The organism is Ruegeria sp. YTSA135 (assembly GCF_059610165.1).
The window spans coordinates 82645-104566 of the sequence record NZ_JBXWNC010000002.1 but is presented as its reverse complement, the minus strand read 5'-3'; the positions used below and the strand labels follow the sequence as shown (position 1 = coordinate 104566).

The 21922-nt window shown below is 57.8% G+C and carries 24 protein-coding genes; 16 read left to right on the top strand and 8 right to left on the bottom strand.

What is annotated here, in order from left to right; genetic code table 11:
- Positions 1 to 27 precede the first annotated feature (27 nt).
- Positions 28 to 669 carry an LON peptidase substrate-binding domain-containing protein gene (locus tag AC2FIT_RS03500; RefSeq protein ID WP_496826684.1) on the top strand — a complete coding sequence of 214 codons (642 nt, stop codon included), beginning with the start codon at positions 28 to 30 and terminating at the stop codon, positions 667 to 669.
- Complete coding sequence (locus tag AC2FIT_RS03495) at positions 666 to 851, top strand: Trm112 family protein (RefSeq protein ID WP_496826682.1); 186 nt, start codon at positions 666 to 668, stop codon at positions 849 to 851. Before AC2FIT_RS03500 ends, AC2FIT_RS03495 begins: the two co-directional genes overlap by 4 nt.
- On the opposite strand, the gene AC2FIT_RS03490 is transcribed toward AC2FIT_RS03495, so the two are convergent.
- Positions 848 to 2110: an FAD-dependent monooxygenase gene (locus AC2FIT_RS03490; protein ID WP_496826680.1), complete on the bottom strand. Its 1263-nt coding sequence runs from the start codon at positions 2108 to 2110 to the stop codon at positions 848 to 850. The genes AC2FIT_RS03495 and AC2FIT_RS03490 overlap by 4 nt on opposite strands.
- A gap of 53 nt (positions 2111 to 2163) precedes the next feature.
- Between AC2FIT_RS03490 and AC2FIT_RS03485 the strand changes: the two genes are divergently transcribed.
- The 4 genes from AC2FIT_RS03485 (at position 2164) to AC2FIT_RS03470 (ending at position 8327) form a co-directional block, all read left to right on the top strand.
- Positions 2164 to 3492 carry an amidase gene (locus AC2FIT_RS03485; protein ID WP_496826678.1) on the top strand — a complete coding sequence of 443 codons (1329 nt, stop codon included), beginning with the start codon at positions 2164 to 2166 and terminating at the stop codon, positions 3490 to 3492.
- A 108-nt stretch (positions 3493 to 3600) separates the two neighbouring features.
- Positions 3601 to 4782: an aminotransferase class I/II-fold pyridoxal phosphate-dependent enzyme gene (locus AC2FIT_RS03480; protein ID WP_496826676.1), complete on the top strand. Its 1182-nt coding sequence runs from the start codon at positions 3601 to 3603 to the stop codon at positions 4780 to 4782.
- Between the two features lie 14 nt (positions 4783 to 4796).
- Positions 4797 to 7691 (top strand): DNA translocase FtsK, encoded by a 2895-nt coding sequence (locus tag AC2FIT_RS03475; RefSeq protein WP_496826674.1) that lies wholly within the window; start codon positions 4797 to 4799, stop codon positions 7689 to 7691.
- A gap of 39 nt (positions 7692 to 7730) precedes the next feature.
- Positions 7731 to 8327 carry a LolA family protein gene (locus AC2FIT_RS03470; RefSeq protein ID WP_496826672.1) on the top strand — a complete coding sequence of 199 codons (597 nt, stop codon included), beginning with the start codon at positions 7731 to 7733 and terminating at the stop codon, positions 8325 to 8327.
- A 12-nt stretch (positions 8328 to 8339) separates the two neighbouring features.
- Here AC2FIT_RS03470 and AC2FIT_RS03465 read toward each other — a convergent pair whose 3' ends face one another.
- Both AC2FIT_RS03465 and AC2FIT_RS03460 read right to left on the bottom strand, forming a co-directional pair.
- Positions 8340 to 8921 carry a transglycosylase SLT domain-containing protein gene (locus AC2FIT_RS03465; protein WP_496826670.1) on the bottom strand — a complete coding sequence of 194 codons (582 nt, stop codon included), beginning with the start codon at positions 8919 to 8921 and terminating at the stop codon, positions 8340 to 8342.
- Positions 8922 to 8981: 60 nt separating this feature from the next.
- Positions 8982 to 9863: an AEC family transporter gene (locus AC2FIT_RS03460; protein ID WP_496826668.1), complete on the bottom strand. Its 882-nt coding sequence runs from the start codon at positions 9861 to 9863 to the stop codon at positions 8982 to 8984.
- Positions 9864 to 9943: 80 nt separating this feature from the next.
- Here AC2FIT_RS03460 and hspQ point away from each other — a divergent pair, with 80 nt between their 5' ends.
- Complete coding sequence (hspQ, locus tag AC2FIT_RS03455; protein ID WP_068337094.1) at positions 9944 to 10270, top strand: heat shock protein HspQ; 327 nt, start codon at positions 9944 to 9946, stop codon at positions 10268 to 10270.
- A 25-nt stretch (positions 10271 to 10295) separates the two neighbouring features.
- On the opposite strand, the gene AC2FIT_RS03450 is transcribed toward hspQ, so the two are convergent.
- Complete coding sequence (locus tag AC2FIT_RS03450; RefSeq protein WP_496826666.1) at positions 10296 to 11873, bottom strand: gamma-glutamyltransferase family protein; 1578 nt, start codon at positions 11871 to 11873, stop codon at positions 10296 to 10298.
- Between the two features lie 4 nt (positions 11874 to 11877).
- On the opposite strand from AC2FIT_RS03450, the gene AC2FIT_RS03445 reads away from it, so the two are divergent.
- Positions 11878 to 12072 (top strand): hypothetical protein, encoded by a 195-nt coding sequence (locus AC2FIT_RS03445; protein WP_496826664.1) that lies wholly within the window; start codon positions 11878 to 11880, stop codon positions 12070 to 12072.
- 13 nt (positions 12073 to 12085) lie between these two features.
- Here the strand turns inward: AC2FIT_RS03445 and AC2FIT_RS03440 are convergent, their stop codons facing one another.
- Together AC2FIT_RS03440 and AC2FIT_RS03435 are read right to left on the bottom strand one after the other, a co-directional pair.
- A complete protein-coding gene (locus AC2FIT_RS03440) occupies positions 12086 to 12502 on the bottom strand; it encodes an ATP-binding protein (protein WP_496826662.1) in 417 nt (138 codons plus the stop codon).
- Between the two features lie 56 nt (positions 12503 to 12558).
- A complete protein-coding gene (locus tag AC2FIT_RS03435; RefSeq protein WP_224890971.1) occupies positions 12559 to 12897 on the bottom strand; it encodes an STAS domain-containing protein in 339 nt (112 codons plus the stop codon).
- 99 nt (positions 12898 to 12996) lie between these two features.
- On the opposite strand from AC2FIT_RS03435, the gene AC2FIT_RS03430 reads away from it, so the two are divergent.
- Positions 12997 to 14169, top strand: a complete 1173-nt coding sequence (locus AC2FIT_RS03430; protein WP_496826659.1) for a thiolase family protein — start codon at positions 12997 to 12999, stop codon at positions 14167 to 14169.
- Between the two features lie 54 nt (positions 14170 to 14223).
- The gene (locus AC2FIT_RS03425) at positions 14224 to 14676 is read left to right on the top strand and encodes a GAF domain-containing protein (protein ID WP_496826657.1); all 453 of its coding nucleotides are present in this window, start codon (positions 14224 to 14226) and stop codon (positions 14674 to 14676) included.
- Between the two features lie 51 nt (positions 14677 to 14727).
- Here AC2FIT_RS03425 and AC2FIT_RS03420 read toward each other — a convergent pair whose 3' ends face one another.
- Positions 14728 to 15117 (bottom strand): SHOCT domain-containing protein, encoded by a 390-nt coding sequence (locus AC2FIT_RS03420; RefSeq protein ID WP_068337109.1) that lies wholly within the window; start codon positions 15115 to 15117, stop codon positions 14728 to 14730.
- A 111-nt stretch (positions 15118 to 15228) separates the two neighbouring features.
- On the bottom strand, positions 15229 to 15510 hold the full coding sequence (locus tag AC2FIT_RS03415) for a DUF1294 domain-containing protein (RefSeq protein ID WP_496826655.1): 282 nt from the start codon (positions 15508 to 15510) through the stop codon (positions 15229 to 15231).
- 114 nt (positions 15511 to 15624) lie between these two features.
- Between AC2FIT_RS03415 and AC2FIT_RS03410 the strand changes: the two genes are divergently transcribed.
- The 6 genes from AC2FIT_RS03410 to AC2FIT_RS03385 all read left to right on the top strand — a co-directional run bounded on the left by AC2FIT_RS03410 (position 15625) and on the right by AC2FIT_RS03385 (position 21810).
- Complete coding sequence (locus tag AC2FIT_RS03410; protein WP_496826653.1) at positions 15625 to 16194, top strand: helix-turn-helix domain-containing protein; 570 nt, start codon at positions 15625 to 15627, stop codon at positions 16192 to 16194.
- Entirely contained in the window at positions 16194 to 16820 is a 627-nt protein-coding gene (locus AC2FIT_RS03405) for a LysE family translocator (RefSeq protein WP_475186779.1), read from the top strand. The genes AC2FIT_RS03410 and AC2FIT_RS03405 overlap by 1 nt, the downstream gene beginning before the upstream one ends.
- Before the next feature lie 4 nt (positions 16821 to 16824).
- Positions 16825 to 17205 (top strand): GFA family protein, encoded by a 381-nt coding sequence (locus AC2FIT_RS03400; protein WP_496826651.1) that lies wholly within the window; start codon positions 16825 to 16827, stop codon positions 17203 to 17205.
- A 15-nt stretch (positions 17206 to 17220) separates the two neighbouring features.
- On the top strand, positions 17221 to 19674 hold the full coding sequence (locus tag AC2FIT_RS03395) for a GcvT family protein (RefSeq protein ID WP_496826649.1): 2454 nt from the start codon (positions 17221 to 17223) through the stop codon (positions 19672 to 19674).
- Positions 19675 to 19850: 176 nt separating this feature from the next.
- Positions 19851 to 20903: a zinc-binding dehydrogenase gene (locus AC2FIT_RS03390; protein ID WP_496826647.1), complete on the top strand. Its 1053-nt coding sequence runs from the start codon at positions 19851 to 19853 to the stop codon at positions 20901 to 20903.
- 13 nt (positions 20904 to 20916) lie between these two features.
- On the top strand, positions 20917 to 21810 hold the full coding sequence (locus AC2FIT_RS03385; protein ID WP_496826645.1) for a homocysteine S-methyltransferase family protein: 894 nt from the start codon (positions 20917 to 20919) through the stop codon (positions 21808 to 21810).
- The last annotated feature ends 112 nt before the right edge of the window (positions 21811 to 21922 follow it).

Genomic DNA, 21922 nt, shown 5'->3' with positions numbered 1-21922 from the left:
TCTCCGATCAGAGCTACACTCGGGTACATGATGCATCCCGCTGATCTGCCTGAAACGGTGTCCGTTTTTCCATTACCGGGGGCGCTTTTGCTGCCCCGGTCCCGCCTGCCTCTGCACATTTTCGAGCCGCGCTATCTGCAAATGTTGGATGACGCCCTGAAAACGCAGGAGCGATTGATTGGCATGGTGCAGCCGAACCCATGCAAGAGTAATGAAGGCAAGCTGCACCAGATCGGCTGCGCCGGTCGCGTGACGCAGTTCTCGGAAACTGAAGATGGCCGATATCTCATTACGCTTTCGGGTGTATCGCGGTTCCGTATCCGATCCGAATTGGACGCGTTTACGCCTTACAGGCGCTGTGCGGTGTCATGGGAAGGGTTTGACCGTGACCTCGGCAAGGTGGAAACGGACAAAGGCTTTGATCGCAGGCAGTTCATGAACCTTCTTGAACGGTTCTTTGCGTCACGCCACCTTTCAACCGACTGGGACACACTGAAAGATGCCGAGGATGAGCTATTGGTGAACTCGCTCTCCATGCTGCTGGATTTCGACCCCGAAGAAAAACAGGCGCTTCTTGAAGCTCCTTGCCTTCGTACGCGGCGTGAGACATTGGTGACACTTATCGAAATTGCCATGCGCGGCGGAACGAATGAGGAAAAGCTTCAATGACCGAGCCTGAACACGCGTTTGATCGACACATGCTTGAGGCTCTGATCTGTCCACAGACCCATACCACGCTGCACTACGACACAGAAAAGCAAGAGCTGGTGTCCAAGGCGGCGGGTCTTGCCTTTCCCATTCGCAACGGTATCCCCGTGATGCTGGTGGATGAGGCGCGCGCGCTGGACTAGATCGGGCGGCCTTGTAGAAGCTTGGGTAAATCCCCGGTCAACCCGGCGGCTTCCCGCACGAAGCCGCGTCGCAGACCGGGTAAAGAGCCTACGATCCCCATCCCAATATCCCGACCCATCCGAAGTAGAGGATTGTCGTTGGAAAAAAGCCTGTTGAACAAATCTGTCGCCATCGCCAGCGAGGCAGTGTCAAAGCGGCGCCATGCCTGATAACGTTCCAGCACCGTGACCGAACCGATATCTTCGCCGCGGCGTCCGGCAAGGGTCAGCACCTCGGCCAGTGCGCCGACATCGCGCAGGCCCGCGTTCAGACCTTGTCCGGCAATGGGGTGCATGCCGTGTGCGGCATCTCCGACCAAGGCCAGACGATCCGCGATGAAAGAGTTGGCGATGGTCAGGTTCAGCGGATAGGTGAACCGGTCTCCGGCAAGTTTGATCTCACCCAGGAAATCACCGAACCGGGGCCGCAGGACTTGTAGATAGTCGGCTTCGGACATGGCGTTGATCCGCTCAGCCATTTCGGTCCGCTCGCTCCATACGATGGAACTGCGATTGCCAGTCAGGGGCAGGATGGCCAAAGGGCCGGGCGGCATAAAGAATTGATGTGCGATGCCGTGATGGGGCAGCTCGTGCTCGATGGCGCAAACCAGCGCTGTCTGACCGTAATCCCAGCCGGTGCGCTTGATCCCCGCTCGCGCGGCAGTACCACTGCGGCGTCCATCACAGCCGACCAGCAGATCGCCAGTCAAGGTGCTTCCATCATCCAAGGTCAGCGTAACGCCGTTTGCGTTGCTCTCTTGTGCGACAACCGTCTTGCCACTGAGTTCCGTGATGGCCTTTTCCTCGGCCATTGCGTCCAGAAATGCGCGCCGCAGGTGACGGTCTTCAACCATATAGCCCATCGGGCCTTCTTCGATCTCGGCATGGTCGAAATGTATGAAAAAAGGCGACGGACCTGCCCCTGCGTGCCCGTCGGTGACTTTGATCTCCAACATCGGCTGGGCGTGTTCGACCACGCGGTCCCAGATCCCGATCGCATCCAAAAGGCGTTGTGATGCAAGCGCCAGCGCGTAAGAGCGCCCGTCAAAGGCCGCATTCTTGCGCACCTTCTCGGCCAGTGCGTCAATCACAGTGACGGAATGCCCCGTCTGCGCGAGGGCCAACGCCAAGGCCGGACCATTCAGGCCTCCGCCCACGATCAGGATGTCGGGTTTCTTTTCCATGCGGTGCAATATGCGCGCCCATTCGGGATTGTCCATGTGCGGTCCTGTCGCTACCGTCGCCAAAACCTAGAATTGAGAAGGGGGCAGGGATGCAGGATTGGCTGACCATGACGGCGTGTGATCTGGGTCGGGGCATCGGAATGGGGCGAATCGACCCTGTGGAATTGACCGAGACGTTCCTGTCGGCAATCGACGCGCATCCCCACCGTGACCGAATTTACGCGCGCGTTACCCATAACCGCGCGCGCGTCGAGGCTGCAGCCGCGCACGAGCGCGCCAAGCACGGTCTGCGCCTGTCACTGCTGGATGGTGTGCCGATCAGTTGGAAAGACTTGTTCGATACTGCGGGCATAGCGACCGAGGCGGGTTCTGCCCTGTTAAAAGGCCGCGTACCGCAGGCTGACGCGGTCGTGTTGCGCAATGCCACAGCCATGGGCGCGGTATGTCTTGGCAAAACGCATATGAGCGAGCTGGCCTTTTCCGGTTTGGGCCTGAACCCGATTACCGAAACACCGCCTTGTATTGACAATGAAAAGGCTGTTCCCGGCGGATCATCCTCGGGCGCAGCGGCATCGGTCGCATGGGGGCTGGCTGCGGGCGGTATTGGCTCGGACACTGGGGGCTCGGTGCGTATTCCGGCGGCTTGGAACAATCTGGTCGGGCTAAAGACCACCTCCGGGCGAATCAGTCTGGAAGGGGTTGTACCTTTGTGCCTGCGCTTCGATACCGTTGGCCCGCTGGCGCGTTCGGTCGAGGACGCGGCGCATATGCTGGCGCTGCTTGAGGGAAACAGCCCCGCCGACCTGAGAGGGGCCAGCCTGAAAGGCCGCCGTTTTGCCGATTTGCAGAATGTCGCAAAAGATGACCTGCGCGGTGCACCGCGCGCAGCCTATGACGCGTCACTGGAGCGTCTGCGCAATGCCGGAGCCCAGATCGTACCCATCGAAGTGCCCGAACTGAACGAAGCGATGGGTCTTTCCGGCGTTCTTTACACGACCGAAGCTTACGGATTGTGGCGCGATGTGATCGAGGCCAACCCAGACGCGATGTATCCCGAGATATTAGAGCGTTTTCGTGCCGGAAAAAACGCCGCGGGTCCCGATTATGTTGCCGCTTGGTCCACGCTCAAGGCGTGCCGCGCCGCTTGGGATGCGGCCACGTCCGGCTTTGATGCTGTTCTGGCCCCCACCGCACCCATCCTGCCGCCGAATCTTGAAAGGTTAATGAGTGATCACGACTATTACGTCACCGAAAACCTGTTGGCGCTGCGCAACACGCGGATCGGGAATCTCATGGGTCTGGCCGCGCTGAACTTGCCGACAGGTACCCCCGGGTGTGGGCTTATGATGTTGGGCTACCCGGGTTCGGAAGAGGCGCTTTTGCGTCTTGGTTCTGCGGCCGAGGCAGCGTTGGCCTGAATGCCACAATCCCCTGATTCGGCACCTCTTTGTCTGGACGAAGCAGGGTGCGGTCTGTAATCTTCTGGAAAAACGGGGCGAAATGACCCCGATATTGAGGCAGTAGTTATGAATTTTCCCGAGCGGTTTTCGAACCTACCGGAATATGCATTCCCACGTCTACGCACCTTGTTGGACCACCACCAACCGGGTGGAGACGTGATTCACATGACCATCGGGGCGCCGATGCATGATTTCCCGTCGTGGGCAACGGATGTGATCATGGAAAACGCAGCGGGATTTCAGGGCTATCCGCCAAATGAAGGTACGGTTGAACTGCGCAGCGCGATCACCAACTGGATTGGCCGCCGCTACGGCGTAACCATGGACCCCGAGACCAATGTGATGGTCCTGAACGGCACGCGCGAGGGGCTGTACAATGCCGCCATGGCGCTGTGCCCCGAACAGAAAAATGGGCAAAAACCGGTTATCCTATGCCCGAACCCGTTTTATCAGGTGTACATGGTTGCCTCGATCTCGGTCGGGGCAGAGCCGGTATTTGTGCCCGCCACTGCCGCAACCGGTCATTTGCCGGACTATGCAAGCCTTCCCGATGATGTTTTGAACCGCACCGTTGCGGCTTATATCTGTTCACCGGCCAACCCGCAGGGCGCCGTTGCGTCGCGTGACTATTGGGCCGAATTGATCGGTTTGGCCGAGAAATTCGATTTCCGGATTTTTGCTGACGAATGCTATTCTGAAATCTATCGCGACAAAGCACCTACCGGCGTGCTGACCGTGGCGCAGGAATTGGGAACGGACCCCGAACGGATCACGCTTTTCAACTCGCTGTCTAAAAGATCAAACTTGGCCGGCTTGCGCTCAGGGCTGATTGCGGGTGGCCCTGAGACGATCAAACGGGTCAGGCAGTTGCGCAACTATGCAGGGGCACCCTTGCCCGCGCCGTTGCAGGCGGCGGCGGCCCGCGTCTGGGCTGACGAAGAACATGTGGCCGAGAACCGCGCGCTGTACCAGGAAAAATACGCGATTGCCGATGAGGTGTTTGCCAATGTTCAAGGCTATATGCCGCCAGAGGCCGGGTTTTTCCTTTGGTTGCCGGTCGATAACGGTGAAGAAACCGCATTGAAGCTGTGGAAGCAAACCGGTGTTCGGGTCCTACCGGGCGCTTATCTTTCCCAAGGTGATCCGGGGCAAAACCCGGGCGAACATTTCATAAGGGCTGCCCTGGTGGCCCCAAAAACAGAGTTGCAGCAAGGGCTGATCAAGCTCCGCGACTGCATCTATTCGTGAGGTACGAGGGCAAAATGGCATCATATAACGCGCGCAAACGCGATCCATTGCTGGACAGCACGACCCAGGCGGCAATTGAACGACGCAGCAAAGAGCTGATCGGGATCGCGCTGATCCTGCTGGGGTTGGCCTCGGCCGCGATGATATGGTCCTACACGCCCGATGATCCGAACTGGATGGTTTCGACCGATGCGCCGGTGCAGAACTGGATGGGTCGGATCGGCGCATCGATCGCTGCGCCCCTGTTCATGATCGTGGGCTGGGGCAGTTGGGGCATCGCGCTGGTGCTGATCGGTTGGGGTGCGCGCTTTACCGGCCATTTCGGTGAGGATCGCGCGGTCAACTGTCTGATCTTCGCACCGATCTGGATTGCGGTTGTGTCCGTTTACGCGGCGACGCTGGTGCCGGGTGAGGCGTGGCGCGCCACCCACAGCTATGGTCTTGGCGGGTTGTTCGGCGACACCGTGATGGGTGCGTTGCTGACCCTGCTGCCGCTTTCCTCGCATTTCATGGTCAAGCTGATGTCGTTGGCCATGGCGGTTGGGATGCTGGCGCTTGGTGTTTTTGTGCTGGGCTTCACCAAAACCGACGTGCGCAAGGGGTTCCGCGCCTTCCTGTTAGGCTTAGTGATGTCCTACGACATGCTGATGAACGTGCTGGGTCGAGGGGCAGCTGCGACTGCACAGGCCGCCCGAGATCGCCGCGCACAGTGGGATGAACGCAAGGCAGCGCGGGCCGAAGCTGCCGAAGCCGTGTTTGACGATGACATGGCCTATGCCGATCCGGTATTTGAAGACCTTGAATATGCCGAGCCCGAGCCTGCAAAGCCGGGGCTTCTGGCGCGGATGCCCAGCCTGATCCGTCGACCCGAGCCGATGCCTGAACCTGAATTGATTGATCAAGACCCCGTTGCCGGTTTTGATGAAATGCCGGGTGAGGATCGCATCCGGTCCAAGATCTCTGCCGCCGTTCGCAATCGCAAAGTGGCTACCGGAGAGATGACGCCCGAGCCTGATCCGAACCTGCCGCTGACCAAGGGTCGGGGTCGGGGACCTGACCCATTGATCCTGAACCCAAGGGGCACGGGTGAACTGCCACCCGAACCGCCTGTGACTGCCGCGGGTTTGTCGCCCGAACCCATGCTGACTGCGACCCCTGACCCTGAATGGCAGGACTCCTTGCATGATGACTTTGCGCCCGAGCCGTATGACCAAGACGATGACGTGTTCGAAGACGCAATAGAACCGGAACCTCAGCCACGCCCGGCGATGAAAATTCCGGTGGCCGAGCCGCGCAAACCGGTGGTGGCGCAACCCGTGCGCCGTACTCCGCCGCCCTCGCGCCGGGCCCAGGCCGAGGCGCAGCCAGCATTGTCTTTCGAAGAAAGGTATTCGGATTTCGAACTGCCGCCGCTGAGTCTTCTGTCCAATCCCGCCAGCATTCAGCGCCATCACCTGAGCGATGAGGCACTGGAAGAAAACGCGCGAATGCTGGAAAATGTTCTGGACGATTACGGCGTAAAGGGTGAGATCGTCAGCGTCCGCCCCGGCCCCGTTGTCACGATGTACGAATTGGAGCCAGCCCCGGGGTTGAAAGCCAGCCGCGTGATCGGCTTGGCCGATGATATTGCGCGTTCGATGTCGGCCCTTTCGGCGCGGGTTTCGACTCTGCCAGGGCGTTCGGTGATCGGCATCGAACTGCCAAACGAAAACCGCGAGATGGTGGTGCTGCGCGAGATCTTGGCCAGCCGTGATTTCGGTGATGGCAACCAAGCACTGCCGCTGGCACTGGGAAAAGATATCGGTGGCGAATCCGTCGTAGCCAACTTGGCCAAGATGCCTCACCTGTTGATCGCCGGGACAACTGGTTCGGGTAAGTCGGTGGCGATTAACACGATGATCCTGTCGCTGTTGTACAAGCTGACACCGGATGAGTGTCGCCTGATCATGATCGATCCGAAGATGCTGGAACTGTCTGTCTATGACGGTATCCCACATCTGCTGTCGCCCGTTGTGACCGACCCGAAAAAGGCGGTTGTGGCCCTGAAATGGGTCGTGGGCGAGATGGAGGACCGCTATCGCAAGATGTCCAAGATGGGCGTGCGCAACATCGCTGGGTACAACGGTCGAGTGAAGGATGCGTTGGCCAAGGGCGAAATGTTCAGCCGGACGGTCCAGACTGGGTTTGATGAGGAAACCGGTGAACCGATGTTCGAAACCGAGGAATTCGCGCCCGAGGCGATGCCCTACATCGTCGTGATCGTCGATGAGATGGCCGACCTCATGATGGTTGCCGGCAAAGAGATCGAGGCTTGCATCCAGCGTCTGGCACAGATGGCGCGGGCTTCAGGTATTCACCTGATCATGGCGACACAGCGCCCCTCGGTCGACGTGATCACCGGCACGATCAAGGCGAACTTTCCGACCCGGATCTCGTTCCAGGTCACGTCGAAAGTCGACAGTCGCACTATTCTGGGCGAAATGGGTGCCGAGCAGCTGCTGGGGCAGGGTGACATGCTGTATATGGCGGGTGGCGCCAAGATCACACGCTGCCATGGACCGTTTGTTTCGGATGAAGAGGTTGAGGAAATCGTCAACCACCTGAAACAGTTCGGCCCACCGGATTACGTCGGCAGCGTTCTGGATGGACCTGCAGAGGACAAGGCTGATAATATCGACGCCGTTCTAGGGCTGAACACCGGTGGCAACACCAATGGTGAGGACGCGCTCTATGACCAGGCGGTGGCGATTGTGATCAAGGATCGCAAATGCTCAACCTCTTACATCCAGCGGAAACTTGCCATTGGCTATAACAAAGCTGCGCGGCTTGTTGAGCAGATGGAGGACGAAGGTGTTGTTTCGTCAGCAAATCACGTCGGTAAGCGGGAAATCCTGGTCCCCGAGCAATAGGATATTTAATAACAAGGGCAAAGCGCATATCTGTGGGGCATGAAACAGATTGCCCTTGCCCTTGCCTTTTGCCTTGCCGCGCCAGCCGCCTGGGCTGCCGAAAAGCTGCCCTTGTCACAAATCTCTGACTATCTGAACGGCCTGAAAGCGGTTGAGACCACGTTCACGCAGGTCAACGATGATGGCTCATTAAGCACTGGAAAGTTGTGGCTTCAACGGCCCGGCAAGATGCGGTTCGAGTATGACCCGCCAAACAGCGCTGTTGTTTTGGCGAATACTGGAACCGTGAAAATCTTTGACCCGAAGTCGAATCAACCACCCGAGCAATACCCGTTGAAACGAACGCCCCTGTCACTGGTGTTGGCGCGCAATGTGAATCTGGGGCAGGCGAACATGGTGGTAGGTCATGATTTCGATGGCACTGCTACGGTTGTCACCGCTCAGGACCCGAAAAACCCTGAAACTGGACGGATTGAGCTGATGTTCACCGACAACCCGATTGAGCTGCGCAAGTGGGTTATTCATGACAATGCAGGCAGCCAGACAACCGTTCTGTTAGGACAATTGAACACAGGCCCGAACCTGAGCCGGGACCTGTTCTCATCTTCAAAACGAAGCGGGTCAAACAATCGCTGACCCGCGTGGTTTTTAGTGGCGGCACCCAGCCAGTTGCGCCTGATATAGCTTAGCGCGGGCATCTACGTCATTGGCGACATTCAGCAGCCAAGTCTTGCTGTAGTGGCTACCCCGGGCATAACCCGAGTGACCCTCATGATAGGCGAGGTACTGGTTACGTGTGTCGCTAGGGTGGATGCCGTTCCGCGTGTAGCTTTTGTTCATGTACCAGCCGATGAAGTCCGACGCATCGCGAATGCGGTCACGCTTGGCCCGACGTTTGCCGGTTTCCTTCTGGTATTGTTCCCAAGTACCATCCAACGCCTGACTAAAGCCATATGCGCTGCTCTGACGACCCATCGGTATTACACCCAGAACGTATTGGTGCGGCGTGCGTGCGTCATGCCGATAGCGACTTTCCTGATAAATCGTCGCCATCTGAACGTGAACGGGGACGCCCCATTTGCGTTCAGTGTTTTTGAAGGCCTTTATGAATTCGGGCCTTTCACGCGCAATGCTGCACGCGTCATTCAGCTTGCTGGGCGGCTGTTTTGAACCACCCCCACAGGATGCCAAAAGCAGCACCCCGAAGAGTACGATAAGAATTCTGCTCATGTGCCTCGTGCCTTTTTTCTTTATTCTAGCGTAAATTGCGGTTTTGGGAAATCACATTCGTCATAGAATAATAGCTAGAATTAAGGGCATTGCGCCTATTGAAAGGGCGGTTGAGACCATGACCATTCCGGCGACGGCATCGGAATCGGCCTCGAACCGTTCGGCCAATAGGTATGAGGTCACGGCCACCGGCGCGCAGGCCTGTAGCACCAGAACTCCGAAGGCCGCGGCATCCAGACTGAACACAACTGCAACAGCCCATCCTAAAACGAAGCAGACCGCCAGCTTCAGGAATGAAAGCCAAAATGCCTGACCCAAGCGATGCGTTGTCAGGCGTGCCACCGCAACGCCCAGAGTGATCAACATCAGGGGCACAGCCATCTGTCCCAACAAATCTAGGGTGTTGGTCAGGAACACAGGCGTTTCCCAGCCCCGCCACAAAAACAAGGCACCCAACAGGGTCGCCCAGACAATCGGTTCGCGCGCGACTTTTCCGAACGCGCCTTTGCCAGCCACCAGATAAATGCCGTAAGTGAATGAAAACAAAGCTGTAGTTGACAGGAAGATGACGGCATAGCCCAGTCCGGCCTGACCAAACGCAAACAGGCACAAAGGTAGGCCAAGGTTGCCTGTATTCCCGAAGATCAGCGGCGACAGGTAGGTGCGCTGCTCAAGCCTCAGCCCGCGTGCAATCACCCAGAATACCCCCGCCATCGCCAGATGTGCTGCAACGGTTGCAACGGTGAAGCGAGAAAGATCTTCCCCCGGAATATCTGTTTTCATCAGCGCTACAAAGATCAGACTGGGCACCGCAAGGGTCATGGCAAAGCGCGTGACGAACTGCAGTCGGTACTCAAACCCGAGCTTGACCCACGCAAAACCGATTCCCGCCAGAAGAAAAACCGGCGCCACGATTTCGAAGACTGTTGGCAAGAGGTTCACAGACTGTTTCCCTAAATTTCAGATCAATCATTGGCATTTCGGCCCGGAAACAGGTAGTAAGACCAGTGGGGGCAGAGATAATGCTGAAGACAAACGCCAAATACGGTTTGGGACAGGTGGTCCGCCATAAGAAACATCCCTTCCGAGGGGTGATTTTTGACGTCGATCCAGAGTTTTCGAATACGGAAGAGTGGTATCAGGCCATCCCCGAGGATAGCCGACCCGTCAAGGACCAGCCGTTTTACCACCTGCTGGCAGAAAACGATCAATCGTTCTATGTCGCTTATGTTTCTGAACAAAATCTGGTTGCGGATCAGTCCGGTGAACCGGTTGAACACCCAGATATTCCCGATATGTTCGGCCCGTTCGAGAATGGCGCATATCCGCTCCACTTTCATTTGAACTGAAGTCGTTCGACCAGACGTCTGTCCTTTAGTACCCAAGCGCACATCCGTCTTTTCGCGGGTCGCTTGCGCCCTGCAATACACCGCTTTCACAGATTCGAATTGCCTGAGCACCGCCTAACGGTGTTTCCGATACTTGAATATTGTGACCAATCTCACACAATTGTTGAGCAACCTTGGGCGAAATTCCGCGCTCAAGCTTCAAAAAGCCTTTGTCGAAAAATGCGCGCGATCCATCGATGCTGGCCTGCAGGCCCATGCTGTGGTCGGTCAGGTTTGACACGAACCGCGAGTGGCCGGTGGGTTGATAAGCACCGCCCATTACACCAAACGGCATAAGAACGCGCCCATCTTGCTTTAGCAATCCAGGAATGATCGTGTGCATTGGCCGTTTGCGACCGCCCAATTCATTCGGATGATCGGCTTGCAGGGTGAAGCCCGACCCCCGGTTCTGCATCAGAATGCCATATTTTTCGGACGCGATTCCCGACCCGAAGCTGTGGAAAATGGAATATATCAGCGATACCGCCATCCGGTCCCGATCCACGACGGTGATGTACACCGTATCCTTGTGAACGGATTCGGTCAGAGGGGCTGCTGCAGCCATGGCCCGTTTCGGATCAATCAGAGCGGCAAGGCGGTCCGCCACATCCTGATCTATGAAGCGATCCGCATGTGTCGTATGATCGGGGTCCGCAATGAACCGGTTGCGCGCATCATAAGCGAGCTTCGAGGCCTCGGTCTCGATATGCAAACGCTCCGCCCCGAACGGGTCCATTCTGGCAAGGTCAAAGCTTTTGAGAATGTTCAGCAGCAGGATGGCCGTAGCACCTTGACCGTTTGGCGGATGCTCAACCAGTTCCAGGCCGTTGTAGTTACCACTGACGGGCTGTGTTTTCGTGCAAGAGGTGTCTAAAAAATCCTCGGCCGTGTGGACGCCACCGAGTTGGTTAAGCGTCGCGATCATGTCATCGGCGATTTCACCGGAATAAAATGCATCTCGCCCATCCTGCGCGATCCGACGCAAAACCTCGGCCTGACCGGGGAAGCGAAAAACCTGCCCGGTCTCAAGCGCTTTGTCGTTTATCAGGTAATGCGAACGCGCTGCACCTTGCAGCGTTGCTGCACCAATCTGCCAGTCAAAGGCAACCCTCGGGGCAACCGGCACGCCGTTTTCGGCATAGTGAATGGCGGGCTGTAACAGGGCATCCAGCCCCAGCTTGCCCTCGGCCTGCGCCAAGTGGCAGAAGGCATCCACGGCACCAGGGACAGTCACCGAATCCGCCGTATTCAGCGGGACCGCCTTTAGCCCTTGTGCCCGAAGTTTTTCAGCATCGGCAGCAGCCGGTGCACGGCCCGAGCCGTTCAGGGCGCGCACCTCATCCTCACCCGCGCGGTTGAAAAGCACGAAACAGTCACCGCCAAGCCCGGTCATCTGGGGTTCGCATATGCCCAGCAGAACTGCACCGGCGATTGCGGCATCCATTGCGTTGCCACCTTGGGCTAGAATGTCCAAAGCCACCTTGGCCGCCAACGGGTGCGACGTCGCGCACATCCCTTCGGTGGCCAGAACTTCGGACCGGCCCGGTGTTTGAAAATCCCGCATGGTGATGTCCCCCAGATTCAACGCGCCGAACCTATCGCGCGGCCCGTGGTTGTCCAGTAATATCAATGGGAAATTCCTCGGCGCCGTTCACTGGGTGGGGGCTGTGACACATGGCGCCGAGGGAAGCTATCTGAGCTACGGGTTCTTTTTTGCCCTGCGTTTGCGGCGGCACAATGGTTCGATCTGGGCCTTATTGTGACAATTTTTGGTCGTCACGCGGTTTGAACGAAGTCGAAGCGCAACGACAATCGGTTGCGCCCGTTGCTACGCTCATAGCGGATTTCGCTAGTCAGTTCATGGATCAGAAACCAGCCAAACCCCCCTTCGGGCAGTTCACTCAGTGTTGATCCAAGTGGGGCAAGGATGCCGTCCGGTATACATAGCCCAGGCAACGGGTTGCCGGTGTCCGTGATCAGAACATCCAGCCAAGTCTTGTGTAATCGGCACCGAATCTCGACCTTGGCAGGGGCGAGGCCAGCATAGGCATGTTCGACAACGTTGTTGATCGCTTCGGCTAGGGCAATCTTGACGTCGCCCGCCCAAGGGGCCGGAAGCCCTTGGGCTTCCAGGTCTTGGCTTATTCGAGCGACCCCGGCGCTGGCCTTAGACTGGGTCGCTAGGAAGCTCAAATCCAAACACTTGCCGGTTTGCATGGGCATCGCGCCTATTCAGAGAAACAAAGGCGTCAGTCTGTTGCGGCTGACAGGGCGTCATCAAGCGTTGGGTACAGTTTGAACACTGTATCCATGCGGGTGAGTCGAAAAACCTTTTCGACAAAGGGTTGAAGGCCGGCCAGGTCCAGCCTGCGGTCACTGCCAAGCTGCTTCATCGAGGCGACGATCGCGCCCAGCCCGCTTGAGTCGATGAATTCGACATTAGTCAGATCGAGCACAACCCTGGGGGCACCACTTTCCGCTTCGCCCCGCATGTTTTCCTTGAATTGAATTGCCATGGCCGCATCAATGCGGTCGCAATGCACCTTGATGATCTGGGTTGCGTCGTTTGTTGTGCTGGTCAGGGCCATGCGCGACGGTCCTTTAATCTGAAGGTTGCTAGTAGAAATACGCTAGACGACAAATCTTACCATTCGGTATCCATCGACTGGCAAAACAGGAGAAGCATCGTGAAACAGGTCGTTATTGCCGGCGCAGCACGGACGCCCATGGGTGGGTTTCAAGGAGTATTCGACGGTGTTGCCGCATCCGAGTTGGGCGGTACCGCGATAAGGGCGGCGCTCAAGGGCGCTGGCGCAGAAACCGTTGACGAAGTTTTGATGGGATGCGTCCTGCCTGCAGGGCTGGGTCAAGCACCTGCGCGCCAGGCCGGGTTTGCGGCCGGCCTGGGGGAAGAAGTGCCTGCGACAACGCTGAACAAGATGTGTGGATCAGGTATGAAGGCCGCAATGATGGCCTTTGATCAGATCGCGTTGGGCCATGCGGAAACCATGGTAGCAGGTGGCATGGAAAGCATGACCAATGCCCCATACCTGTTGCCCAAAATGCGTAGCGGTGCGCGGATCGGGCATGGTCAGGTCGTGGATCATATGTTCCTGGATGGGCTCGAGGATGCTTATGACAAGGGCCGCCTGATGGGAACCTTTGCCGAGGACTGTGCCGAGGCCTATCAGTTCACCCGTGAGGCACAGGACGAATACGCGCTGCAATCTCTGTCGAATGCGCTGTCGGCGCAGGAAAGCGGTGCATTTGAGGATGAAATAACTCCGGTCACGACCCGCACACGCAAGGGCGAAGTCACATTCGCGGAAGATGAACAGCCAAAATCCGCACGGCCAGAGAAAATTCCGACGCTGAAGCCAGCGTTTCGCAAGGATGGTACGGTGACGGCGGCCAATTCATCGTCAATTTCTGACGGTGCTGCGGCCTTGGTTCTTGCCTCGGCCGATGCGGCAGAGGCGCAAGGCCTGACCGTGCGCGCCCGGATCGTTGGCCATGCCAGTCACGCCCAGGCGCCGGGCTTGTTCACGACCGCTCCGGTTCCGGCAGCGCAGAAGCTGTTGTCGAATATCGGCTGGTCCAAAGATGATGTTGATCTGTGGGAGGTAAACGAGGCTTTTGCGGTGGTGCCCATGGCGTTCATGCACGAGATGGGGCTGCCGCGCGACAAGGTGAACGTAAATGGCGGTGCCTGCGCGCTGGGCCATCCAATCGGCGCTTCGGGTGCACGGATCATGGTGACGCTGCTCAATGCGTTGGAAAAGCGAAACCTGAAACGCGGTGTGGCCGCCATCTGCATCGGTGGTGGAGAAGGTACGGCCATTGCCATTGAACGGGTTTGACCCCTTGTCTTTTTCCGCATAGTGCGGGGGAAACGACCCGCAATGAGTATGACGATGACCGCTGACTACGACGCCCTCGCGAAAACCATATCTGCGCTGACCGAAGGCGAAACGGATCAGGTTGCCATGATGGCGACAGTCGCCTGCGAGGTGCACCATGCAGATGATCGGTTTGACTGGACCGGGTTTTATCGCGTTACCGAACCGGGGGTGTTGAAGATCGGTCCCTACCAAGGGGGTCATGGCTGCCTTGTCATCCCCTTTGGCCGAGGTGTCTGTGGCGCGGCGGCGCGCACGGGTGAGGTGCAATTGGTTCCGGACGTGGATGCGTTTCCGGGCCACATTGCCTGCGCCTCGTCCACCCGGTCCGAGATTGTTTTGCCGGTACGCAACGCACAAGGGGAGATAATCGCCGTCTTCGACATCGACAGCGACCAGCCAGATGCGTTCACCGAAGCGGACGCGTCTGCCCTGTCTTCAATCCTGACAGACGTTTTCGCCAGATAGACTCGACCGGGGTCAAGCCCCGTTCGAGATCAGTAAATCCGGAGTTTTCAATCAGGTTCCCAGTACCTTGGCTTTCTGAGCGGCGAATTCCTCATCCGTGAGGTGGCCTTTTTCCTTGAGACTCGCAAGCCGTTCTATTTCATCCGCAGCAGATACGGACGCGACCGAGCGGATATAGTCTTTCTGAGCCTCTTCAATCTGGTTCATGGTCTCAACGCTGTGTTGATGCATCTTGTCGCCGCGCACAATGAGATAGCACAGGACACCCAGCCATGGGATCAGGATTACAAAGGCAATCCAGAGCGCCTTGCCGCCTCCGCTCAGGTCTTTTGAGCGGAATACATCGGCGACAACCGATATCATCACCCAGAACCAGGCGACCATCAGGAACAGCCAGAAGATCGACCAGACTACGTCAAAGAAACCAAGCCCGTTTTCCATTTTCGTCTAATCCTTTAACCAATTGTAAGAAATCCCTGCGCTCAGAGATCACGCGATTGTAACAGGCAGGTGGCGCGTTGGTTAGAAATTTCTTTGGGTGCGATGCGCGGCTTACAGCGATGTGGGCAGGGTTTCGGATACAATCAGGTAAACCAGAACCGCTTGAGTCAAGAAGATCCCGAACAACCAGATCGAAAACCCGCGCTTGCGCGTCTTGTGCCGGAACATCCAACGCCCCAGCACAGCACCGGGGCTGCCGCCAAGCACGGCCAGCCAAAGCAAGCGGCGTTCCGGGACGCGGCGCTTTCGACGTTTTGCGAGGGACTTATCCCAACCAAAGGCCAGCAAAGTCAGGGTGTTAATCGCCCATAGGTACATCACTGCAATCCACATAGCCGTGGCATATCAAGCGGAGCGGCTGGCGCAAATGAAAAAACTCTTGGAAATTTCATGATTCTGCGACATCGTGAAAATTGAAAGCAAAATTTCACAAGGTGCCGCCCTGCCATGAACACCCAAGCCGCCCACAACGCGACACTCGGTGCGGATATTCGCGCCCTGCGCAAGGCGCGCGGTCTGACGCTTGTTGAGATCGCGACGCGGCTGAACCGCTCGGTGGGGTGGCTTAGTCAGGTTGAACGGGATATGTCGAACCCTTCAATTTCGGACCTGCGCCAGATTGCTGAATGTCTGGGCGTTCCGATGTCGATGCTATTTGCGCATTCCGCAGTGCCAGCTGACGAGCAGGGCTATGTCGTGCGCGCGGGAACACGTCGGCCTATGGGGTCTGGTGATGAGGGGTTGATCGAAGAGCTTCTTTCACCCGATCTGACCGATGATTTTGAGGTGGTGCATTCCACGTTCGAGCCACGGTCCAAGATGCAGAAACCGGCCAACAGACCAACGCAAGAGGTCGGCTATGTCATTTCGGGCCGGTTGGATTTGACCATTGGATCCCGACAGTTCACGGTAGGCGCGGGCGACAGTTTTCGCATCAAGCACGAACCCTATCAATGGACCAACCCCTATGATGAGCCTGCCCTGGCTATCTGGGTCATCGCGCCACCGGTGTATTGATGAGTTTTGAGGCCTGGACCATATTCGCGCTTTTCTGGGTGGTTTTCGTGACCACTCCGGGTCCGAATGCCGTTAATTGTATCTCGAACGGGATGAGCCTGTCTTTTCCCAAAGCGATGCTTGGAGTCTTGGCGATCCTGACTCAGGCGAGTGCGTTCCTGATCCTGTCGGCGCTGGGCATCACTGCGCTGATCGCGGCGTCTCCGACCGGGTTTTTCATCGCCAAGCTCGTGGGTGCGGGGTTTCTGATATGGGTCGGTGTGCGCGGTTGGGTAAACGCGACCAAGCCCGCCCCGGCCCGCGAACGACCCGCGCGGCATGTCTATCTGCATGCGTTGGCGGTAGCCACGATCAACCCCAAAAGCGTGGCCGGATACCTTGCGGCCTTTTCCCAATTCGTTCAACCAGACGTGCCGGTGTGGCAGCAGATGGGGGTGATCATGCCCACTGCGCTGATTATCACCACGCTCAGCTACACGGGGTTTACCCTGCTGGGCGCGCTGATGGGCAAGGCCGCGTTGGGGGCCGTGTTCAACATCTGGGTCCGCCGGGTGATGGCGGCCTGTTTCATTATTTACGGCGTGTTGCTGGGGGCCAGCTCCACGCCCACAACAACTAGGGGATAACGACATGCAAACTGGCTCATGTCTTTGCGGCAAGGTTGCGTTCACGATTGAAGGGGACCTCACCCCGCCTAACGCGTGTCACTGTGGTCAGTGCCGCAGGCAATCAGGGCATCTTTGGGCCTCGACCGTGACGCATGAGGACAACCTGAGCTTCACCGCGCAAGAGACGCTGGGCTGGCATCACGCGTCTGACATCGCCAAGCGTGGTTTTTGCAGCGCGTGCGGTTCGTTCCTGTTCTGGCAGCACAACGACGAGGACACGATCGCTATCTCCGTGGGCTCATTGGACGAACCCACCGGACTGAAACTCGCCCAGCATATCTTCGTGGCGGACAAAGGCGACTACTACGACATAAAGGACGACCTGCCCAAACGGGCACTGTAACAGGGAAAAAGACCAATGAACGATTTTCCGACAAAAGCCCGCGTGGTTATCATCGGTGGCGGTGTTGTGGGGGCTTCCTCGCTGTACCATCTGGCCAAGAAGGGCTGGACCGATTGCGTCTTGCTTGAAAAGAACGAGCTGACCGCCGGTTCAACCTGGCACGCAGCGGGCAACGTGCCGACCTTTTCAACCTCATGGGCAATCATGAACATGCAGCGCTATTCGACTGAGCTGTATTCGCGGCTTGCCGAAGAGGTCGACTATCCGATGAACTACCATGTTTCGGGCTCAATCCGTCTGGCGCATAGTAAGGAGCGGATGCAGGAATTCGAGCGCGCCATGTCCATGGGCCGCTATCAGGGTATACCGATGGAGATTTGGACCCCGGAACAGGCAAAGGAACGTTACCCGTTCCTTGAAACCCATGATCTGGAAGGTGTGCTCTACGACCCGACCGATGGCGATATCGACCCGGCGCAGCTGACCCAGGCGTTGGCCAAAGGTGCGCGCGACCTGGGTCAGAAGATCATCCGTTTTTGCCCGGCGACCGGGGTGACCCAGCAGGATGACGGCACATGGACGGTTCACACTGACAAGGGCGATATTGACTGTGACTATGTCGTCAACGCCGCGGGTTACTACGCGCAGCGTGTGGGTGAGTGGTTCAAACCCTTTGGCGGTCGCACTGTACCCGCGATGGTCATGAGCCATCAGTACCTGTTGACCGACGAGATTCCCGAGATTGAAGCCTGGACCAAGGAAAACGGTGGCAAGCTGCCGTTGCTGCGGGACGTGGATGTTTCTTATTATCTACGGCAAGAGAAGAACGGATTTAACCTCGGCCCCTATGAGCCCAACTGCAAGGGCCACTGGATGACCGAAGATGATCCTATGCCCGATGATTTCAGTTTCCAGCTTTGGAACGACGATCTGGACCGGATCGAAGAAATCGTTACAGACGCGATGGAGAGGGTGCCACTGATGGCTACCTCGGGTGTGGGCCGCGTAATCAACGGCCCGATCCCATACGCGCCGGACGGTCTGCCGCTGTTAGGACCCATGCCGGGCGTGAAAAATGCGTTTGAGGCCCACACTTTCACTTTTGGAATCGCGCAAGGTGGAGGGGCCGGTAAGGTGCTGGCCGAATGGATCGTCGATGGCCACACTGAATGGGATATGTGGGCGGTCGATCCGCGCCGCTATACCGATTACACGGATCAGGATTACTGCAACAAGAAAGGGATGGAGGTCTATGGCAACGAATACGCCATGCACTTCCCCCACCATGAATGGCCTGCCGCGCGGGACAAGAAACTGTCACCCGTACATGAAAAGGTCAAAGCGCTGGGCGGTGTGATGGGTGCCTATAACGGCTGGGAGCGCGCCAACTGGTTCGCAAAGCCGGGCGACGACACATCGCTTGAGGCCACACATACCTGGGGCCGTTCGGGCCCGTGGGCGCAGCGTATCAAAGAGGAATGTGAGACCGTGCGGGACGACTGCGGCGTGCTGGATCTGCCAGGGTTTTCCCGGTTTAAAATACAGGGTCCGGGCGCCGACGAATGGCTGCGGGGCCTTGTAACGGGCGCGCTGCCCAAGATTGGTCGCGTCGGGCTGGTGTACTTCGCCGATGAACGTGGTCGCATCCTTACGGAAATGTCTGTGACGCGTGAGGCCGAAGACCTCTTCGTGCTGGTGACTGCGGCCACGGCGCAATGGCACGACCGCGAATGGCTGGAACGCCACATGCCCGCTGACGCGGCCTTTACGTTGGAAGATTGGACGACACGGATTAGCACACTGATCGTGACCGGCCCAAAGTCGCGCGAGGTGCTCAGCAAGGTTTGCGAGGCAGATCTTTCGCTTCCATGGCTCAGCTTTCAGGAGAGTGAAATCACCGGCGGCTGGGTTGCGCTTTTGCGCGTGTCCTTCGCGGGTGAGCTAGGGTGGGAGGTTCATGCAGAAAACGCGGATATGCCTGCCATTTATGACGCGATTCTGGGGGCCGGTGCCAAGCCTTTCGGTATGTACGCTTTGAACTCACTGCGCATCGAAAAGGGATACCGCGCGTGGAAGGGCGATCTTTCGACCGACTATTCGCTGTTGGAAGGTGGCTTGGAGCGGTTCGTCAAACTTGATAAACCGCAGGATTTTCCGGGTAAGGCTGCGATCCTAAACGAAAAACAGCAGGGTGTGAAAAAGTCATTTGTTACCCTGACCGTGGATGCGGATGACTGCGACGCGCCGTACATGTCGTGCATTTGGCAAGGTGACCAAATCGTGGGTGAGACGACCTCGGGCGCGTGGGGCTACCGCGTCGGCAAGTCCATCGCGCTGGGCATGATCAAGGCTGAACTGGCAAATCCGGGCACCGAGCTTGAGGTCGAAATCTACGGGCAAAAGCACCGTGCCGTGGTAGAAAAAGACCAGCCACTTTGGGATCCTGAGAACCAGCGGCTTCGCGCCTGACAGGAAACTGCCATGAGCAAACGATACGCCATACTGGGACCCGGCGAGGGTCCCAATTATAATTGGAAGAATGACCAAACCCTTTTAAAGGCGCCGGTTCAGAACACGGGCGGTGCATAATTCCGATGGGGTCAGTACCACCACATCTTGACGACAACACATAAAGGTGAAATCCAATGACCCTCCCCAATCACATGTCCGGCGTTTACCTGACCCGACACGGTGGGCCAGAGGCTCTGGAATGGCGCGATGACATACCGGTGCCAAGGCCCGGTCCGCGGCAGGTTGTGGTTCGGGTTGCAGCGGCGGGCGTGAACAACACCGATATCAATACGCGGGTTGGCTGGTATTCCTCGGACGTGACTGGTGCCACGGATGCCGTCGATCAGGATGTCGAGGCCGGAGGCTGGGGCGGTGCGTTGCAGTTCCCGCGCATTCAGGGCGGTGATCTGTGCGGGATAGTAGCGGCGGTTGGGCAGGGGGTAGCGTTCCGACCCGGCCAGCGCATGACCTGTCCGATCAACCTGCCACGGCCAAGACCCGGAAACCCGACCGGTTTTATTGCATTGGGTTCAGAAATGGACGGAGCTTTTGCGCAATATTGTTTGGTCGAGGCTGATGATCTTTATGATGTTTCGGCGTCACCCCTGTCGGATGTCGAGATTGCCGCGATCCCCTGTGCTTTTGGCACCGCCGAAAACCTGCTGACCCGCGCAGGTGTGAGCCCTGGACAGAACGTGCTGGTTACCGGCGCATCGGGCGGCGTTGGACTGGCCACCGTGCAACTGGCGGCGTTGCGCGGGGCAACGGTTTGGGGTGTGACCAGCCCAGCCAAGGCCGAGGTTGTCAAAAGCCAGGGCGCTTTAGATACGTTCGACCGTGACGCGACATTGCCCACTGACAAATTCGACGTGGTGATCGACGTTGTGGGCGGACCTGCGTGGCCCGGTCTTATACTCGCGCTGAAGCCGGGTGGACACTATGCGGTTTCGGGTGCCATCGCTGGCCCGATGGTGCAGGCTGATTTGCGCGACATCTACCTGCGCGACATCACCATTCACGGCTGCACCCATCAGGCCTTCGAGGTATTTGGACGACTGGTTGAGATGATCAATAACGGTCGGATCAGACCTTTGATTTCAAAGACCTATCCGCTAAAAGACATCGCCGCTGCGCAGGAGGATTTTCAATCCAAATCGTATCCGGGCAAACTTGTTCTGATCCCCTAACTAGGCTGAAAACATGGCGAATATCACTCTTTTGGATGGCTCAATCGGGCAGGAATTGGTCAAACGCAGTGGTGACAAGCCAACACCCTTGTGGTCGACCCGCGTCATGATCGACCATCCTGAGCTGGTCGGGGATGTGCATGCAGAGTATTTCCGGCGCGGGGCGACGGTGGCCACAACGAACACCTACGCCATTCACCGGTCGCGGCTTGCGCGGGAGCAGATGGAAGACCAACTGGCGGATCTGGTCAATGTGGCACTGACACAGGCCGAACAGGCGCGCGGGTTGAATGGCGGGCGCATAGCCGGGGCGCTTGGGCCTTTGCTGGCCTCTTACCGGCCTGACCTGAAACCAGATGTGGACGACGCCGCCGCAAAATTCGCTGAGCTGGTGAACCTTATGCGCGAACGCGTCGATCTGTTCCTGATCGAAACCGTTTCCTCGGTGCAAGAGGCCGAAGGTGTTTTGCGCGGTACTGCGCATGGCGGCAAACCGGTCTGGCTCGGGCTTTCGGTTATGGATGATGACGGGACACGGTTGCGTTCGGGCGAGCCGCTTTCCGATATCGCTCCGGTGGTGGATCATTTCGCGCCCGAGGCTGTTCTGATCAACTGCTCGCGCCCCGAGGCCATCCCGGCCGCGCTGAAGATCATCGCAAAACTGGGGCGCCCATTCGGCGCCTATGCCAACGGATTCACGCGCATCACCCAGGGGTTTTTACAGGACGCGCCCACGGTGGATGCACTGGAACAGCGTCATGATCTGGGACCTGACGCCTATGCGGATCACGCGATGGGCTGGGTGGCGCAAGGGGCAACCATTGTTGGCGGCTGTTGCGAAGTCGGGCCGGATCATATCGAAACCCTTGCCAACCGGCTGCGCGCAGCCGGTCACCAGATCGTCTAAGAGGCAGCGGATGGGAATACCGGCGGACGCTTCAACACAAACGTGCGGCATCGCATCGGTAATAATCGCCGATACTGTGACGGTTTTCGCACATTTGTTGTCGGTCTTTCAT

What these genes read in the sequence shown, in the direction of transcription:
- AC2FIT_RS03500 (WP_496826684.1), top strand. Translation starts at nt 28, where the DNA reads ATGATGCATCCCGCTGATCTGCCTGAAACGGTGTCCGTTTTTCCATTA.
- AC2FIT_RS03425 (WP_496826657.1), top strand. Translation starts at nt 14,224, where the DNA reads ATGACCGCTGACTACGACGCCCTCGCGAAAACCATATCTGCGCTGACC.
- AC2FIT_RS03465 (WP_496826670.1), bottom strand. Translation starts at nt 8,921, where the DNA reads ATGAGCAGAATTCTTATCGTACTCTTCGGGGTGCTGCTTTTGGCATCC.
- AC2FIT_RS03470 (WP_496826672.1), top strand. Translation starts at nt 7,731, where the DNA reads ATGAAACAGATTGCCCTTGCCCTTGCCTTTTGCCTTGCCGCGCCAGCC.
- hspQ (WP_068337094.1), top strand. Translation starts at nt 9,944, where the DNA reads ATGCTGAAGACAAACGCCAAATACGGTTTGGGACAGGTGGTCCGCCAT.
- AC2FIT_RS03490 (WP_496826680.1), bottom strand. Translation starts at nt 2,110, where the DNA reads ATGGACAATCCCGAATGGGCGCGCATATTGCACCGCATGGAAAAGAAA.
- AC2FIT_RS03400 (WP_496826651.1), top strand. Translation starts at nt 16,825, where the DNA reads ATGCAAACTGGCTCATGTCTTTGCGGCAAGGTTGCGTTCACGATTGAA.
- AC2FIT_RS03410 (WP_496826653.1), top strand. Translation starts at nt 15,625, where the DNA reads ATGAACACCCAAGCCGCCCACAACGCGACACTCGGTGCGGATATTCGC.
- AC2FIT_RS03435 (WP_224890971.1), bottom strand. Translation starts at nt 12,897, where the DNA reads ATGGCCCTGACCAGCACAACAAACGACGCAACCCAGATCATCAAGGTG.
- AC2FIT_RS03485 (WP_496826678.1), top strand. Translation starts at nt 2,164, where the DNA reads ATGCAGGATTGGCTGACCATGACGGCGTGTGATCTGGGTCGGGGCATC.
- AC2FIT_RS03445 (WP_496826664.1), top strand. Translation starts at nt 11,878, where the DNA reads ATGTCCCCCAGATTCAACGCGCCGAACCTATCGCGCGGCCCGTGGTTG.
- AC2FIT_RS03480 (WP_496826676.1), top strand. Translation starts at nt 3,601, where the DNA reads ATGAATTTTCCCGAGCGGTTTTCGAACCTACCGGAATATGCATTCCCA.
- AC2FIT_RS03495 (WP_496826682.1), top strand. Translation starts at nt 666, where the DNA reads ATGACCGAGCCTGAACACGCGTTTGATCGACACATGCTTGAGGCTCTG.
- AC2FIT_RS03390 (WP_496826647.1), top strand. Translation starts at nt 19,851, where the DNA reads ATGACCCTCCCCAATCACATGTCCGGCGTTTACCTGACCCGACACGGT.
- AC2FIT_RS03395 (WP_496826649.1), top strand. Translation starts at nt 17,221, where the DNA reads ATGAACGATTTTCCGACAAAAGCCCGCGTGGTTATCATCGGTGGCGGT.
- AC2FIT_RS03420 (WP_068337109.1), bottom strand. Translation starts at nt 15,117, where the DNA reads ATGGAAAACGGGCTTGGTTTCTTTGACGTAGTCTGGTCGATCTTCTGG.
- AC2FIT_RS03385 (WP_496826645.1), top strand. Translation starts at nt 20,917, where the DNA reads ATGGCGAATATCACTCTTTTGGATGGCTCAATCGGGCAGGAATTGGTC.
- AC2FIT_RS03415 (WP_496826655.1), bottom strand. Translation starts at nt 15,510, where the DNA reads ATGTGGATTGCAGTGATGTACCTATGGGCGATTAACACCCTGACTTTG.
- AC2FIT_RS03475 (WP_496826674.1), top strand. Translation starts at nt 4,797, where the DNA reads ATGGCATCATATAACGCGCGCAAACGCGATCCATTGCTGGACAGCACG.
- AC2FIT_RS03405 (WP_475186779.1), top strand. Translation starts at nt 16,194, where the DNA reads ATGAGTTTTGAGGCCTGGACCATATTCGCGCTTTTCTGGGTGGTTTTC.
- AC2FIT_RS03450 (WP_496826666.1), bottom strand. Translation starts at nt 11,873, where the DNA reads ATGCGGGATTTTCAAACACCGGGCCGGTCCGAAGTTCTGGCCACCGAA.